The following is a 15,662-nucleotide window of genomic DNA, read 5'->3' as shown; positions in this document are numbered from 1 at the left end:
CCCGTGCTCTGTCGGGCCGGGCCATCGGCCGTCACGCGGTACCGACCCCTGCCTCCTCGGCTCCGGACGTGGCCAAGCGAGGTTCCTTGAGAAGCGGATCCGGCGACTCCTCCTGATCCTGCGGCAGCCCCCGCATCAGCACCCAGTACCCCACCCCGGCCACGGTCCCCACGACCGCGCACAGCGCCCACAGCCACTCCGCGCCCCACCGGTCGACGATGGCCCCGGACATCAGCGGAGCGACGAGCCCGGCCACGGACCACGACATCGTGTACATGCCCTGGTAGCGCCCGCGCCCGTGCGTGGGCGACAGCCGTACGACCAGCCCGGTCTGCGTGGGCGCGTTCACGATCTCGGCCAGCGTCCACACGCACACCGTCAGCGCGATGACACCGACCGACCCGGCGAAGGCGGTGAGCCCGAAGCCGTACCCGGCCAGGACGGACGAGATGACGAGCAGGCGACGCGGATCGCGGTGCTCGATGAAACGCGTGACGGGGATCTGGAGGACGACGATCAGCACACCGTTGACGGCGATGGCGAGCCCGTAGTCGGCGGACGTGAACCCGGCCGCGCCCATGGCCACCGGCAGCCCGATCGACGACTGCTGGAAGATGAGCGCGACGAGGAAGGACAGCCCGACCACGCTCATGAAGCGACCGTCGCGCAGTACGGTGCCCAGCCCGATCTCCGCCTCCGCCCCGGACCCGGCGTGCTCCTTCGCGACCTGCGCGGGCCGCGACTCCGGCAGCTTCACGAAGACGAGGATCGCGCAGGCCATCGTCATCCCGGCCTCGATCAGGAACCCCGCGAGATAGCTGGCCTGGGCGATGAACCCGGCGGCCACGGAGGAGATCGCGAACCCGAGGTTGATCGCCCAGTAGTTGAGCGAGAAGGCGCGCACCCGGTCCTCGGGCCGGACGATGTCCGCCATCATCGCCTGCACGGCGGGCCGGGAGGCATTGCTGGCCGCGCCGACCAGGAAGGCTACGGCGGCGATGGCGACCGGGTCGCGCATGAAGCCGAGCAGGGCGACGGACACGGCCGTCGACGCCTGGGCGACGAGCAGCGTGGGCCGCCGCCCGAGCCGGTCGGTCAGAACACCCGCGCCGAGCGAGGAGATCACCCCGCCGAGCCCGTGCAGGGAGGCGACCAGACCCGCGTACGAGGCGGAGTACCCGCGGTCGAGCGTCAGGTACAGCGTCATGAACGTGGCGACGAAGGCCCCCAGCCGGTTCACGAGCGTGCTGGTCCACAGCCACCAGAACTCGCGCGGTAGCCCGGAGACGGTCTCCCGCAGGGCACGTCTCACGGCGGTGACTGGCATGGGGATCCCCCGGTGATGTAAGTGGCTCACTAAGTAGGCACAACTTACGAGCGTGACGGGCGCGGAGGCCAGTCAATTAACGGAAGCAGTCAATTGGCGCGGTCAGGGCTGGTGCGGGAGGCCGGTCGGTCACCCGTCGAAGCCGTGCTGGGTGAGGAGCTGATCGATGCGCGCGCGATGCTGCTCCTCCCACGCGTCGAGGGACTCGCCGGCCTCCTTGGCCAGCTTGGCGCGGGCGGCATCGAGGACCTCCTTCCGGCGGGCACCGGGCACGACCACGACACCCTCCTCGTCGGCCACCACGACGTCCCCGGGGTGCACGAGCGCACCGCCGCAGCGCACCTCGCCGCCCAGCGAGCCGATGGCCTTCTTGGTCCCGGGGATGGGGATGACGCCCCGGGCGAAGACGGGGAAGCCCGCCTCCCTCACCTCGGCCAGGTCCCGGATCACTCCATCGACCACGAACGCGGCGATCCCCCGCCGCTGGGCGACGGCGCACACGTTCCCGCCGGCGAGGGCGTGGTCGACGTCACCCGACTCGACGACCACGACCGATCCCGGCTCCGCGCGGTAGATGGCCGCGTGCAGCATGAGGTTGTCGCCGGGAGGGCACCGCACGGTGTACGCGGGACCGGCGACGCGTGGCACCGGGGTCCACAGCGGGCGGATGCCGATGTCCATCACCTGCTGACGTCCGAGGAGGTCGGCGAGGGCGGTGGATGGCGTGCTCTTGAACTCGCTGAACTCGCTGAACTCGCTGATCGTCTTCCTCCTGCGTCGTGCGGAAGTGAGCGGCCGACAGCAGCTTGCCCGGCAAGTATCTTGACGTCAAGATAAATGGGGAAGCGGGTGGCGGAACAACAGGGAACGCGCCGCCCTCACCGCCAGCCATTCGCCCCCGGCCCGCCCGCGCAAGGGATCAAGGGCTTCGATTACGCTCAGGACCATGGCCGACGCACCGTACAAGCTGATCCTCCTCCGCCACGGCGAGAGCGAGTGGAACGAGAAGAACCTGTTCACCGGCTGGGTGGACGTCAACCTCACTCCGAAGGGCGAGAAGGAGGCGACGCGCGGCGGTGAGCTGCTCAAGGACGCCGGCCTGCTGCCCGACGTGGTCCACACGTCCCTCCAGAAGCGCGCCATCCGCACCGCGCAGCTCGCGCTGGAGTCCGCGGACCGCCACTGGATCCCGGTCCACCGCTCCTGGCGCCTGAACGAGCGCCACTACGGTGCCCTCCAGGGCAAGGACAAGGCCCAGACCCTCGCCGAGTTCGGCGAGGAGCAGTTCATGCTGTGGCGCCGCTCGTACGACACCCCGCCGCCCGCGCTGGACGCGGACGCCGAGTACTCCCAGTTCCACGACGCGCGCTACGCGACCCTCCCGCCGGAGCTGCGCCCGCGCACGGAGTGCCTGAAGGACGTCGTCCACCGCATGCTGCCGTACTGGTTCGACAGCATCGTCCCGGACCTCCTCACCGGCCGCACGGTCCTGATCGCCGCCCACGGCAACAGCCTCCGCGCCCTGGTGAAGCACCTGGACGGCATCTCCGACGCCGACATCGCGGGCCTGAACATCCCCACCGGCATCCCGCTGACCTACGAGCTGGACGCCGAGTTCAAGCCCCTGAACCCGGGGGGCACCTACCTCGACGCGGACGCCGCCGCGGCGGCCATCGAGGCGGTCAAGAACCAGGGCAAGAAGAAGTAAGCCGGTACCAAGAAGCCCCCTACCTGCGGGTTCTCCGTCGGTAGGGGGCTTTCCGCTGGCCTTGGGCCGTCTCTGGGCCGTCGGCTGCTTGATCGGGCCGTCTTCAAGGCTTGAGGGAGCCCGGCCGCGGTCGTTCCCTCACCTCCGCCTGCGCTCCCGCATTGAGGAGGGCCGCGACCGCTGCCTCGGCGTCTTCCTGAGGTACGCCGTCGAGGATCACGGCGGGAACCTGCGCTGCGAGGATCTTGCTGCGCCAGACGCTCAACCCCGTCAGGCGGCGCACCACCTGGGCGACGTCGAGCACGCGTACGCCGGGTTCGGTGAGCACGACGTCATGGGGCACGTCGTCGCACACCAGCAAGAAGTGCTTGTCTTCCATTGCTCTCCCCGTTTCTCAGCCCGAAGCCGTACGAGCTTTCAGCTGTCACGTCGTGTCGATCAGTGTGCAGCGAAGACAGCGGCCAGGGCCTTGCGAGTGCGCTCCTGGCTGGACGGCATCAGGTGCGCGTACACGCGGAGGGTCAGGCCCGGGTCCGAGTGGCCGAGGTACTCGGCGAGGGCCTTGATGTTCTCCCCGGCGTCCAGGAGCACCGAGGCGTAGAAGTGCCGGAGCGCGTGAATGCCCCCCCAAGGCCGACCAAGACCACGACCAGGACGCCGAACACGGCCGCGGCCTGTGCCTGGTCAACGCACTCGCCCACCGGGTCGTCTTCCACGACAGCTACTACGGCGGCCACACTGTCACCGCAGAGCTCTTCACCGATACCAGCCACTCAGAACGGCACTGAGTTACAACCTTCTCTACGGGTTCCAGCCCCGGCTGCGCTGCCGCTCCGCCGGGCGCGCTTCCCGGCTCCGCGCTGCGCTCCTGCCTCCGGCTCGCTCCGCGCACGCTGCGCCGACGCGCGCCCATGCGCAACGCGGAAGCGCGTGTGACGCTCGGTGTGACGGCCGCGCGAGAGGGCGACTTGGAACAGGCGTTGATCATGGGAGAGCGTGCTCTCGAAGGGAAGCGCCGGTCGGTCCCGTCGCTCATCATGACGAGCCGTGAACTGGCAGCCGAGATGCGGCGCCGGTACGCGTCCGAATCTTCCGCTCAGGACTACCTCGCGCGTCTACGGGAGCTTGGTGAGGCAGTGCCGGGCTTCCTGCCGCAGTAGCCAAGGGCTAGAAGGTGCGGCCTACGGCCGCGCACCCCTTGGCAGCTCGCTCCGCTCGCGCGACGGCCGCCGTGCTGAGACGGGCGCCGCTGCGCTGTGCGGCCAGTCTGTTGGCAAGATCGAAGAGACTACCTCCACCGTCGGGGGTGGTCTCTTCAATCGTGCGCGTCAGAGGGCTAGCGTCCACAGCGTCCGCAACCCGCTCCTACTAAGAGCCGCTCTGACCTGCGAAAAAGGAGGCTTTTAGTAGCGGAGCGTGCTTGGACGCTAGCGGACGCTACACATTTTGTTTAGCGTCCGCTAGGAAAAGCGCAGGTCATCAGGGGTGAGCAAGGCCCGGCGGACGCTGCGGACGCTGTTACCTCTCAACTCTCTAGGGGAGGAAGGAGGGCTTTTCAGAAGGGGCAGGAGCGCGGTACGTACGGCCGCCCTCCCCCTCTGAAGAGCCACCGAGACCACGAGAGAGCGGAGCGGCCCGGCGACGGTTGACCACACCTGCCGCCTGCCCCTTGGAAGGCATTCAGGACGGCCTTCCAAGCGGGGGGTGCGCGTCTTTCCGCCCCTGGATTGTCGTCCTCAGGCAGGGCGCCGGAACAGCAAGAGGAGCATGCTCCGCCCGGGGTGCTCTTCTTGCTCGTACCAGCGTCCTCAGACAGGCGCCGGCACAGGCCCGCGATCACGGCCGCGGGCGCTATTGGGTAGTGGGTAGCGGGCACGACACCTCAGTAGGACGCCCCAGTAGCGCGGTCACAGGTCTCTACTGGGGTGTTTCTACTGGAGACCCCACTACCAACTACCCAGTAGCCGCCCGCGTACGAGAGCTCCCATGGCGAGTGGGGCGCCCGAAGAACGCCCGCCCGAAGAGCGCCCGCCCGAAGGGCGGTCCTTCGGGCGGTCGGGACCGACACCCTTCGCGCCATTTCGGAAACGCTCCACCAAGTTGCGGTCAAGACCGTGTTGGCCCCGGCCCGCCGGGGGACAGTGGCGTGATCGGATCGGGTCATTACTACCTGCGTGGTCGAGATGAAGCTCACTGATCGGCGCATCGCTGCCTCGCACGACAGGAAGCAGCGCATGAACGCCGCTCCCGGGGCGGGACGGTCGCTCCCACCGCCTTGTCTTCTACCTCTGTCGCTGGGAATCTGCGTGCTGATCGCCGCGCTGGACGTGCTGGTCGGCGCCCGGCCGCAGGTCATCGCGCTGCTGGTGCTCGGCCCGCTGCTGGCCTGTGCCTGGCTTGACGTCCGGCACAGTGTGCTGGTCGGCTGCTGGGCCGCACTGTCCGGCTTGGTGGCCGGCCTGCTGGACGGCACCTTCCTGACGGTCGGCTTCACCGTGCGGTGGTGCGGGCTGCTGCTGGGCTGTGTGCTCGTTGTCCATGTGGCGCGGCGCCGTGCCGCGGCTGAGATGGCGCTCAGATCACTGGACCTGGCCCGCCGGGTCACCCGGGGCGACCACGACCTCGCCGCTCTGGTGGAGTCCTCGCACGACGCGATCGTGGCGACAACCCTGGAGGGGCGCATCACCTACTGGAACACCGCCGCCCAACAGCTGTACGGCTACACGCCACAGGAGGCCATCGGCGCCCACGTGTCCATGCTGGCACCGCCGGAGCGCGGGCACGAGACCGCAATGCTGCTGCGCCGGCTGAGCCGCGGTGAGAGGATCGAGCACTTCGAGGCCCGGCGCGTCTCCCGCACCGGGCGGCGGATTCACGTGGATCTCACCCTGTGGCCCAACCGCACGCCCAATGGCCGGCTCATCGGTGCCTACGCCATCGCACGGGATCTCGAGCAGAAGCGGGCCGCGGCCGAACTCGCCCAACTGTACGAGGAGCAGCGGCACGTCGCCCTGACCTTGCAGCGCAGCCTGATGGGTGTCCCGCCGAAGGTGCCCGGGATGCCCACCGCCCACCGCTATCTGCCCGCCACCCAGGGCCTGGGGGTCGGCGGCGACTGGTTCGACCTGGTGCCGCTGGGCGCCCGCCGGGTCGGTGCCGTGATCGGGGATGTCATGGGGCGCGGCCTGGAGGCGGCCGCCGTCATGGGCCGGCTGTACTCGGCCGCCCATGCGCTGGCCAAGAGCGGGATACCGCCGTGGCAGGTGATGCAGACCCTGGACGCCGTCGTGGCTGACCTGCCCGACCAGTTCATCACCTGCTGCTATCTGGAGATCCATCCGGATGCCGGTGAGGCCATCGTCTGCTCCGCCGGCCACCTGCCGGTACTGCTGGTTGCTCCCGACGGCAAGGTCCGCACCCTACCGGTGCCGGTGAGTGTGCCGCTGGGCGTGGGCGCGATACCACATCAGCAGGTCACCGTCGCCCTGCCGCCAGGCTCCACCCTCGCCCTGTACACCGACGGCCTGGTCGAATCCCCTGGCCATGACATCTACACCCGACTGGACGCCCTCGCGACGGCGCTGGGCGCGGCGCTGGCCACCGCGCCGGACCTGGAGCAGGCCGCCGACCAGGTGCTTGCCGCCTTGCTGCCCGGGCCCGCCAGGCACGACGACGACGTCACCCTCCTGCTCGCCCGCCTCCCGCAGGCCCCGCTGGCCACCGCCGGACGCGAACTGGATGCCACACCCGCCGCCGTGCCCGCAGGGCGCGCCTTCCTCACCGACACCCTGACCGCCTGGCACCTGGCCGGCATCGCCGACGACGCCTGCCTGCTGGCCTCCGACATCCTCACCAACGCCGTCTGTCACGCCGCGGGCCCGATCCGGCTGCTGCTGCGCCGCACCGAGTACGACCTCACCATCGAGGTGACCGACCGCAGCCCGCACCTGCCCCAGCCGCGGCAAATCAACACCGCCGACGAATCCGGCCGCGGCCTCGCCCTCGTCGGCGCCCTCGCAGCCGCCTGGGGCACCCGCCCCGCCGAGGACGGCAAGACCGTCTGGTTCACCCTGGCCACAAGCAACCACAGTGCGGAGGCGTAGGCCGCCCCCTGTGAAGCGTTGCTACGACTGCGGCTCGTTTTCCTCCAGTTTTGCGTCCATGACCACCCACTGCACCGGCCGGCCCGGCGGCCCCACGAGTGAGTACTTACGTCCGTGATCTGCAACTTCAGTGAGCGGGTGCGCTTGTCGCGTCGCTTGTCGTCCCTCTTGTCGTGCGGCTTGCCTTGTCCTGTCTTGTCGCTTGTCGGATCCCAGGTCATAGCCGGTTCTGGGCGTCTGCGCACTGGAAGCGTCTTACCCCTTTGGGACGCGCGGCTGTAGGCCGCTCCCAACTGGGGCTAGCCCCGACCCGGCGGCGGAAGGATGCGCACATGCCCAAGTCGAAGAGCTTCACCGCATGGCTGAAGACCCAGGCCGATCAGCGCAGCGCTATCGGGGACCTGGCCCGGGACGTCTCCGCTGATCCTGATTGGCCCTCACGCAAGGGACTGCCGGGCCAGCGTGACTACCTCGAAGAGTGCGGCGCCATCCCCGCGGCTGTCGATGCACTGGAACGTGCGTGGGTGCAGTACGAGGCGTACCGGGCGGCTCAACAGGATGCCTGAGCGGCTGAGGCTGGGCCCTCTCCGGGCCCTCCGACGACGACCAACGACGACAGACAACGACCGCTGACGACGACTCGACCGCAGGTCAGGTGAGGTACCCGACCCGCTGACCAGGGGCAGAAAACGGGCCCGCCAGACCCAGGGCAAGAAGTAAGCGCGTACGTGAAAGCCCCCTGCCTGCGGATTCTCCGCTGGTAGGGGGCTTCTGATTAATGCTGGGCCGTCCTTGGGCCGTCAGGTGCGTCCGTGCCAGCGGCGGATGCGGACGTCAAGCCCGCGCACGGCGCGGGTGCGCGCCGCCTCGGCCAGGCCGGACCCCTACACCACTCCGCTGAACGCAACCGTTTCGACGCCCCCTCCCAGCACCCCTTCAGTCGTCGTGCGAAACTCCCTTCCTGGTCAGAGGGAGGGGCAGGGGCGTGGAGAAGTCCGAGGCGAAGCAGTTGCTGGAACGGGCTCGCGAGATGTGGGATGCGGAGGAGTGGCTGCGTTCCGCCGACCTGTACGAGCAGGTCCTTGCTCACTATCCGGACGAGGGCCCCAGCGCGGTGTGGTGGTACGACGCAGCGCTTGCGCACAAGTTCTTGCGCAATTGGGCGAAAGCCTACGAACTCGGCCGTGAGGCTGCCGCCCGCTCGCCGCGCGGCGAGCAGGACCCGGCGTTCTGGAACCTGGGGGTCGCTGCCACGATCCAGCGTGACTGGGCGACCGCCCGTGACGCCTGGGAGGGTTTCGGGATCCCGATGCCGGAGGGCGAGGGGGAGATCAACGGCGCCTTCGGCCCGGCGTGCGTACGGCTGGACACGGGTGGCGAGCGCGAGGTGGTCTGGATCCAGCGGCTCTGCCCGACGCGGGGACGTGTGATGAACGTCCCTGCCACGAAAGGCCGTCGCTTCGGCGAGATCGTCGTGCACGACGGGGAGCCGATCGGCGAGCGGACGTACAACGGCCAGAGCGTCGCTGTCTTCGACGAACTGCTGCTCTTCGAGGCCTCTTCGTTGCCGACGCTGCGTGCGACCGTGAACGCGGCGGATGCATCCGACGTCGACGCCCTGGTGACTTCATTCTTCGCGCAGGACTTCGGCGCCGAGCCGGCGAGCAGCTTCCACATGCTGTGCGCATGCTGCAGCGAGGGCCGGGTCGACTGGGATGAGGGCAGCGTGTCGGCGCACGGCGGCTCACAGACTGTCTGGCTGGCCGCCCCTGAGACCGAGGCCCGGCAGCTACTGGACGCGTGGGCGACGGACGGCGAACGCAGCTGGAACGGACTGGAGCTGTTTGGTTGATCCCCCGGAAGTGAGCGGGGATTGGATCAAGAGAATCGTGCCGCGCAGTGGTCACGTAGACCAATGCACACCAAGCCTCTGACATGCGCAGATACTCAACCGCCCTGACGGCCCGGAGACGGCTCGGCCAGGGCCGACTGACGCCTTGCACGGCTTCTCCTCATTCGCCGACGAAGCGGTCGCTCCGTTGAGGTGCGCCGCGTGCCCCACCATGCCCGCGCCGACGTGTGTCAGCACCCACCGGCCCGGCAAGAGTGATCCCGAGCGCCCACTCACGCCACTCAGGCCTGAGCGGTGTCGCCCGGGCGTGGAGAGGCCTCCAGGAAGCGGGCCCCAGGCCCAGGTGTCCGGTGGACGGACTGCGGCGGCACATGCGTGTGCCCCGCGGAGCATTCGAGGACGACCCTGACTCGCTCCTCGCAGGTGGCGTCCCCCTCGGCGGCCCGGTGCCGTACGACGACCGACGGGCCCTGTGGGTCGGCGAGGTACTTGTCGCCCCACTCCAGCAGCGCCATCAGCGTGATTCGCAGATCCATTCCCTGTTCGGTGAGCTCGTACTCGTAGCGATGGCGGTCACCCGGGTCCTGATAGGGAACGCGCCTCATCACTCCGGCCGCCACCAGCGTGCTGAGCCGGGTGGACAGCAGGTTTCCGGCGATGCCGAGACGGGCGCGGAGCTCCCCGAACCGCCGTGCGCCGTCGAGGGCTTCGCGCACGATGAGCAGCGACCAGCGCTCGCCCACCACCGACAAGGCGCGCGCCACCGAGCAGTTGACCGGATCGATCCTGCGCTCTGACTCCACGTCACCACCTTAACGACCTGGGTTGACATTTTCTACTCAGGACTTCTAGCGTCCGGCTGGCTGAGTAGAAAAACGCAACTCAGGAGGTGGGCCATGCCCATGCTGGATCTGTACATCCCCGAGGGAGCGCTCGCCCCGCCGGCCGAGGCGGCCCTCGTCCGTAGAGTCACCGAAATCCTGATCCGCCACGAAGGGTTCGATCCTGACGACCCCGAAACCTTGGCGGTGTCGTGGGCCTTCGTGCATCGCCCGGCGGCCGTGTACGTCGGCGGGACGCCTGCGGACGCGCCGCGCTACAAGGTCGTCCCCTCCGTGCCCGAAGGGCAGTTGGACGCGCGGGCACGGTCGAGTGTCGTCGCAGAGATCACCGAGGCGATCCTCGACGCCGAGAACGGCGCGTGGCCCCGCGACGCCGGACGGATCTGGGTGTTTCCCACCGAGGTTCCCGAGGGCCACTGGGGCGGCCGCGGGCGGATCACCCCGCTCGCGGCCATTCTGAACCGGCTCACCGGCCGAGACACCGAACGGGCCCGCGCCCTCGCCGCCCAGCGCATCGCCGCCAGCCGGGCCGAACACGGCCGCCTTCCCTGACAAGCCCGCGGCGGGTCGATGCCAGGACCTGTCCGGACGAGCCGCGGGCAGAGGGCTTCGACGCTGCGTCGGCCGACCGATCAGGCGGCTGACCGATCAGCCAGCCGACCGGTCAGCCGGCCAGCCGGTCAGAGGGAGACGTGGACACCGGCCTGGACGACCGCGTCGGCGCTGCCCAGGACCTCGCTCGTCAGCCCGTCGACCTGGGCCAGCACGCCCGCGCCGACGGCCGCGGTGAAGCCGACGGAGACGCCGGCGCCCGCGCTGGTGCTGACACCGCTGTCGACACCGGCGGTTGCCACCGGCGATGGTGTCGAGCTCGTTGTCGGAGATCTCGGCGGTCCGGACCTGGGGAGCGGAGTTCATGGTGAGACTTCCCTTCGCATGGAGTGCGTGGATTTCCACAAGGGCGCGGCTCCGCTGGGGACAAGCGGCCGGCCGTGCGAAGGATCAAATCACGGTGTGCTTTGGTCGCCCACTCAAATGGCGCTCTGACCAGGCAAATTGCGCGCGTCGGCTACTCATCCATGGGGGTCCGGTCACGAGTTGAGGCCAGCCTCTTCACATGGCACCGGTGCGGTACCGGGAAGTCATGCGGTACTGCGGCTGTGGGCCGATGGGACATTCCGCACCAACAGAACGTCGCCCGTCCGTCACGTGTGCGGGTCCGGCGAACCTCGTGACCCAGTTGCACAGTGAATGTGCAGATCCACCAACCACCGACGACCACCACCGACGACCACCTACGACGAAGGGCCCCGGGACGTGGCGAATTCCCGGAGCCCTCCACACCGTACGAGGCCTGCACCCCGTACGCCGTCAGTCAGCCGCACTGACACGGACCCCCCGACTGGCAGCCGCAGCCGCAGCCCGAGCCGCAGCCGCAGGCGCCGATGAGGGGCAGGGTCCTGGGCTCGGCGGGTTCCTGTGACTCACGTGACTGGGTGGGGTCAGGGGTGATGGGGGATTCGGATGACATCGGTCTGGGCCCTCCTCGAGCGGGGAGCATGGTGCCTACGCCCATGGGATGCCCGTTCGAGTGGAAGCCGCAACGGCGCACACGGCGGCGCACAGAGGCTCTCCGGCCTTCCCCTCGCTGCGATCAGGCCCCCTCAGTCCCCGTGACCGGCTGGATGTCCGTCTGGAGCTCGTCCGCGTGCTCACCCGTCACCAGGTACACCACCCGCTTGGCGACCGACACCGCGTGGTCGGCGAAGCGCTCGTAGTAGCGGCCCAGCAGGGTCACGTCGACGGCCGTCTCGATGCCGTGCCTCCAGCGGTCGTCCATCAGGTGCTGGAAGAGGGTGCGGTGGAGCAGGTCCATCGCGTCGTCGTCCTGCTCCAGCTGCAGCGCCAGGTCCACGTCCTTGGTGACGATGACCTCGGCGGCCTTGGCCATCAGGCGCTGGGCGAGCTGGCCCATCTCCAGGATCGTCGCGTGCAGGTCCTGCGGGACCGCGCGCTCCGGGAAGCGCAGCCGGGTCAGCTTCGCCACGTGCTGGGCCAGGTCGCCCGAACGCTCCAGGTCGGCGCTCATCCGCAGCGACGTGACGACGATACGGAGATCCGTCGCCACCGGCTGCTGGCGGGCCAGCAGGGCTATCGCACGCGCCTCCAGGTCGTGCTGGAGGTCGTCGATCTTCTTGTCGGCCTCGATGACGTGCTCCGCCAGCTTCAGGTCGGCGTCGAGGATCGCCGTCGTGGCGCGCCCGATCGCCGACCCGACCAGGCGGGCCATCTCGACCAGGCTCTCACCGATCGAGTCAAGTTCCTCGTGGTACGCGTCCCGCATCTGGGGTCTCTCTTCCTTGTGCGTCCATTCCGGGGTGCCAGGGTTCTGGTGTCCGGTCTTCCTTGTTCCCGGGCGTGGCCGTCCCGAGTCCGCGGTGTCGTCGCGGATGTGCCGTCTCCGGGGTGCCGGCCGTCGGTGCTTCGCTGAGGCCAGTACCTCCCGTACGTCCCGTACCACCGGATTTCCGGTACTTCCGTGCTCACGGCGCTCAGGAAGCTCCCGTCACTCCGGAAGCTCCCGTTGCCTACGATGCTCGGGAGGCTCACGACGCTCCCGATGTCCACGACGTACGCCGACGGGAACGCCACCACACGTCGTATGCCCTGTGAACCCACGTCCCACGGTCGGCCCCACACGCGTCCGTTTCCGACACCTCGAATGAACCGGTACTGGCCCCAAGGTGAACTCTGGGCGACGAGTGATTCAGCTTCCACCCGGACGGCTGTGGACGGGCCTGATCTCGTGCCTAACCTGGATGCATGGACGTGAACGCGGCGGTCGCCGCAGCGGCAGCGATCGCCGGAGTGCTCACCGGTGTGATCGCCATGCTGGCGTTCCGCTTCAGCGAGCGCGAGCAGAAACGTCCGACCCGGTCCTCGCTGCACACCGACCCGGTGCTGCCGCCCGGCGTCGACACCGTGCTCTCCGTGCTCCGCTCCTCCGCCGTCGTGCTCGACGAGGCCGACGCCGTGGTGAAGGCCAGCTCCGCCGCGTACGCCCTCGGGCTGGTACGGGGCGGCAAGCTCGCCGTCGAGCCCATGCTGCAGATGGCCCGCGACACGCGCAGGGACGGTGAGATACGCCAGGTCGAGCTGGACCTGCCGCGCCGCGGCACCGGTCGCGGCGAGGCCCTCGCCGTGTCCGCGCGCGTCGCGCCCCTCGGCTCACGGCTGGTGCTGCTGCTGGTGGAGGATCTCACCGAGGCCCGCCGCATCGAGGCCGTACGGCGGGACTTCGTGGCCAATGTCAGCCACGAGCTCAAGACCCCGGTGGGAGCGCTTTCGCTCCTCTCCGAGGCCGTCATGGGCGCGAGCGACGACCCGGAGGCCGTGGAGCGCTTCGCCGGCCGGATGCAGATAGAGGCGACCCGGCTGACCAACCTGGTGCAGGAGCTCATCGACCTGTCCCGGGTCCAGAACGACGACCCCCTGGAGGACGCCGAGCCGGTGCGCGTCGACGAGCTCGTCGTCGAGGCCATCGACCGGTGCCGCCACCAGGCCGGGACCAAGCAGATCACCATGGCGGCCGGCGGGACCGCGGACCTGCACGTGTGGGGCAACCGCGGCCAGCTCGCCGCCGCTCTCGGCAACCTCGTCGAGAACGCCGTCAACTACTCGCCCGCCCGCACCCGCGTCGGCATCGCCGCACGCCGGGTGACCGCTCCGGGCGGCGATCTGATCGAGATAGCGGTGACCGACCAGGGCATCGGCATCTCGGACAAGGACAAGGAGCGCATTTTCGAGCGCTTCTACCGCGTCGACCCGGCCCGCTCCCGTGCCACCGGTGGTACGGGCCTCGGGCTCGCGATCGTCAAGCACGTGGCCGCCTCGCACGGCGGGGAGGTCACGGTGTGGAGCTCCGAGGGTCAGGGCTCCACCTTCACCCTGAGGCTGCCGGAGGCGGGCGCGTCCCGCGACCGTGCGCACCAGCACCCCCTCCTCGACGACGAGGACGGGCAGTCCACCGAGTCATCCCCGTACGCTTCGCTTCCCTCCCCGGAGGTCCTTCCGTGACCCGAGTGCTCGTCGTCGAGGACGAGGAGTCCTTCTCCGACGCCCTGTCCTACATGCTCCGCAAGGAGGGCTTCGAGGTCGCCATCGCGACCACCGGCCCCGACGGCCTCGACGAGTTCGAGCGCAACGGCGCCGACCTCGTCCTTCTCGACCTGATGCTGCCCGGCCTGCCGGGCACCGAGGTCTGCCGCCAGCTGCGCGGCCGCTCCAACGTTCCGGTGATCATGGTCACCGCCAAGGACAGCGAGATCGACAAGGTCGTCGGGCTGGAAATAGGAGCCGATGACTACGTCACCAAGCCGTTCTCCTCGCGCGAGCTGGTCGCGCGCATCCGTGCCGTACTGCGCCGCCGCGGTGAGCCCGAGGAGGTCACCCCGGCCGCGCTGGAGGCCGGCCCGGTCCGGATGGACGTCGACCGCCACGTGGTCACCGTCTCGGGCTCCAAGGTCGACCTGCCGCTGAAGGAGTTCGACCTGCTGGAGATGCTCCTGCGCAACGCCGGACGCGTCCTGACCCGTATGCAGCTGATCGACCGCGTGTGGGGCGCCGACTACGTGGGCGACACCAAGACCCTCGACGTCCACGTCAAGCGGCTGCGCGCCAAGATCGAGCCGGACCCGGGCGCGCCGCGCTACCTGGTGACCGTGCGCGGCCTCGGCTACAAGTTCGAGCCGTAAAGAGGACCGCGGGAAGACGAGAGAAGGGCGGCCATCCCTGACAGGGGTGGCCGCCCTTCTTGTACGGCGACGCGACGCGCCGTACGACGGATCAGTGCTCGTCGCTGCCCTGCGTCGGGAGACCGGAGGGGTGCGTGTCGGGGTCGACGCTCTCGCTCGCCGAGGCCGAGGCCGAGGCGTCGGCCGAGGCGGACGCGGAGTCGGACGGCGTCCCGGAGGGCGAGGCGGAGCCGGAGGCCGAGGCGTCCGGGATCTCGGGCACGTCGCTCGGGCCCCACCCGGTGAAGTAGCTCTCGGCCGGGACGACGAGCGCCCGCAGGGACACGTCGCCGGTCTCGCTGAAGCTGAACGTGATCTCCTGGGCGTTGCCGTCCTGGATGGCCTCACGGCTGCTCGGCAGTACGGCGGAGGCGTTGCCCTCGCCGCCCAGGGTGATGTGGCCGCCGGCGGGAACGGTCAGCTTGCCGTCGCCCTCCGCGGGGTGGATCTCGGCGGTCTTGCCGGTGCCCTCCACCTTGACGGCGTCCAGCGTCTGGTCGCTGTCGCCGTTGTTGAACAGGGTCGCGGAGACGACGGCCGGACCCGTCGACTCACGGTCCGGCTGCGTGATGACGATCGCGTTCTGGACCTTGAGGTCACCGACGGACGTCGCCGCCTGGTCCGGCTTGATCTCCAGCGTCTGGGCGTTGTTGCCGGCGCCGCACGCGGCGAGCGAGGCGATCGAGAACGCGATGGCGGCGGCGGCGAGGGCGCCGCGTCGAAGGCTGCTGCTCACGGCGGCGGCAACTCCTTGAACGTGGGCGATACGTGGATCGGGTGGCCGTACCGAGGTAAAGCCGCCCTAAGTGTTTGTCAGCGCGCTTAGGTTACCGAGCCGTTCCCCGGACGCGGCACCCGACCCTCCCCAAGTGCCCGGCTTCCCCCGAGCAGGGGCACGCCCATTCGCCGCCGACGGCCCGCGGCGCGCATCAGGTAGGGCCGTTCGACGGACGCGGAGGGATGGCCGGAAGGGATACGTCCGAAGGATGCGCCGGAGATGCGCCGAGGACGCGCGGAGACGTGCCGGGGTGTTCCGG

Annotated in this window: 15 protein-coding genes and 2 pseudogenes; 9 read left to right on the top strand and 8 right to left on the bottom strand. The window is 69.5% G+C overall.

The window, feature by feature from the left end; genetic code table 11:
- Positions 1 to 31: 31 nt before the first annotated feature.
- Positions 32 to 1,327 (bottom strand): MDR family MFS transporter, encoded by a 1,296-nt coding sequence (locus tag IE242_RS06495; protein WP_189856066.1) that lies wholly within the window; start codon positions 1,325 to 1,327, stop codon positions 32 to 34.
- 129 nt (positions 1,328 to 1,456) lie between these two features.
- The gene (locus tag IE242_RS06490; protein ID WP_189856491.1) at positions 1,457 to 2,089 is read right to left on the bottom strand and encodes an RraA family protein; all 633 of its coding nucleotides are present in this window, start codon (positions 2,087 to 2,089) and stop codon (positions 1,457 to 1,459) included.
- A gap of 184 nt (positions 2,090 to 2,273) precedes the next feature.
- On the opposite strand from IE242_RS06490, the gene IE242_RS06485 reads away from it, so the two are divergent.
- Entirely contained in the window at positions 2,274 to 3,035 is a 762-nt protein-coding gene (locus tag IE242_RS06485; protein ID WP_189856064.1) for a phosphoglyceromutase, read from the top strand.
- Between the two features lie 103 nt (positions 3,036 to 3,138).
- Here the strand turns inward: IE242_RS06485 and IE242_RS06480 are convergent, their stop codons facing one another.
- Together IE242_RS06480 and IE242_RS06475 are read right to left on the bottom strand one after the other, a co-directional pair.
- Entirely contained in the window at positions 3,139 to 3,414 is a 276-nt protein-coding gene (locus IE242_RS06480; RefSeq protein ID WP_189856062.1) for a ribosomal protein L7/L12, read from the bottom strand.
- Positions 3,415 to 3,473: 59 nt separating this feature from the next.
- A pseudogene (locus tag IE242_RS06475) lies at positions 3,474 to 3,659 on the bottom strand (tyrosine-type recombinase/integrase); the annotation flags it as partial.
- Between the two features lie 20 nt (positions 3,660 to 3,679).
- Between IE242_RS06475 and IE242_RS37380 the strand changes: the two are divergent.
- From IE242_RS37380 to IE242_RS06455, 5 genes and pseudogenes are all read left to right on the top strand, one after another.
- Positions 3,680 to 3,823, top strand: a pseudogene (locus IE242_RS37380) (ATP-binding protein); the annotation flags it as partial.
- 123 nt (positions 3,824 to 3,946) lie between these two features.
- Positions 3,947 to 4,195, top strand: coding sequence for a hypothetical protein (locus tag IE242_RS06470; RefSeq protein WP_229858260.1), 249 nt, complete (start codon positions 3,947 to 3,949; stop codon positions 4,193 to 4,195).
- Positions 4,196 to 5,341: 1,146 nt separating this feature from the next.
- Entirely contained in the window at positions 5,342 to 7,138 is a 1,797-nt protein-coding gene (locus IE242_RS06465; RefSeq protein ID WP_229858258.1) for an ATP-binding SpoIIE family protein phosphatase, read from the top strand.
- 332 nt (positions 7,139 to 7,470) lie between these two features.
- Positions 7,471 to 7,704 carry a YozE family protein gene (locus IE242_RS06460; RefSeq protein ID WP_189856058.1) on the top strand — a complete coding sequence of 78 codons (234 nt, stop codon included), beginning with the start codon at positions 7,471 to 7,473 and terminating at the stop codon, positions 7,702 to 7,704.
- A gap of 419 nt (positions 7,705 to 8,123) precedes the next feature.
- Positions 8,124 to 8,990, top strand: coding sequence for a tetratricopeptide repeat protein (locus tag IE242_RS06455; RefSeq protein ID WP_189856056.1), 867 nt, complete (start codon positions 8,124 to 8,126; stop codon positions 8,988 to 8,990).
- A gap of 281 nt (positions 8,991 to 9,271) precedes the next feature.
- On the opposite strand, the gene IE242_RS06450 is transcribed toward IE242_RS06455, so the two are convergent.
- A complete protein-coding gene (locus IE242_RS06450) occupies positions 9,272 to 9,793 on the bottom strand; it encodes a winged helix-turn-helix transcriptional regulator (protein WP_229858255.1) in 522 nt (173 codons plus the stop codon).
- A gap of 93 nt (positions 9,794 to 9,886) precedes the next feature.
- On the opposite strand from IE242_RS06450, the gene IE242_RS06445 reads away from it, so the two are divergent.
- Positions 9,887 to 10,384, top strand: coding sequence for a Tautomerase enzyme (locus IE242_RS06445; RefSeq protein WP_189856054.1), 498 nt, complete (start codon positions 9,887 to 9,889; stop codon positions 10,382 to 10,384).
- Between the two features lie 128 nt (positions 10,385 to 10,512).
- On the opposite strand, the gene IE242_RS06440 is transcribed toward IE242_RS06445, so the two are convergent.
- Together IE242_RS06440 and phoU are read right to left on the bottom strand one after the other, a co-directional pair.
- Positions 10,513 to 10,686: a hypothetical protein gene (locus IE242_RS06440; protein ID WP_189856052.1), complete on the bottom strand. Its 174-nt coding sequence runs from the start codon at positions 10,684 to 10,686 to the stop codon at positions 10,513 to 10,515.
- 800 nt (positions 10,687 to 11,486) lie between these two features.
- Complete coding sequence (gene phoU / locus IE242_RS06435) at positions 11,487 to 12,176, bottom strand: phosphate signaling complex protein PhoU (protein ID WP_189856050.1); 690 nt, start codon at positions 12,174 to 12,176, stop codon at positions 11,487 to 11,489.
- A 479-nt stretch (positions 12,177 to 12,655) separates the two neighbouring features.
- On the opposite strand from phoU, the gene phoR reads away from it, so the two are divergent.
- Both phoR and phoP read left to right on the top strand, forming a co-directional pair.
- Entirely contained in the window at positions 12,656 to 13,909 is a 1,254-nt protein-coding gene (gene phoR, locus IE242_RS06430; protein ID WP_189856048.1) for a two-component system sensor histidine kinase PhoR, read from the top strand.
- A gap of 5 nt (positions 13,910 to 13,914) precedes the next feature.
- Positions 13,915 to 14,586: a two-component system response regulator PhoP gene (phoP, locus tag IE242_RS06425; protein ID WP_010985401.1), complete on the top strand. Its 672-nt coding sequence runs from the start codon at positions 13,915 to 13,917 to the stop codon at positions 14,584 to 14,586.
- A 91-nt stretch (positions 14,587 to 14,677) separates the two neighbouring features.
- On the opposite strand, the gene IE242_RS06420 is transcribed toward phoP, so the two are convergent.
- Positions 14,678 to 15,361: a copper chaperone PCu(A)C domain-containing protein gene (locus tag IE242_RS06420; RefSeq protein ID WP_189856046.1), complete on the bottom strand. Its 684-nt coding sequence runs from the start codon at positions 15,359 to 15,361 to the stop codon at positions 14,678 to 14,680.
- Positions 15,362 to 15,662 lie beyond the last annotated feature (301 nt).

The organism is Streptomyces poonensis, assembly GCF_014650915.1.
Taxonomy (GTDB): Bacteria; Actinomycetota; Actinomycetes; order Streptomycetales; family Streptomycetaceae; genus Streptomyces; species Streptomyces poonensis.
This window is presented reverse-complemented; position numbering and strand designations above follow the sequence as displayed.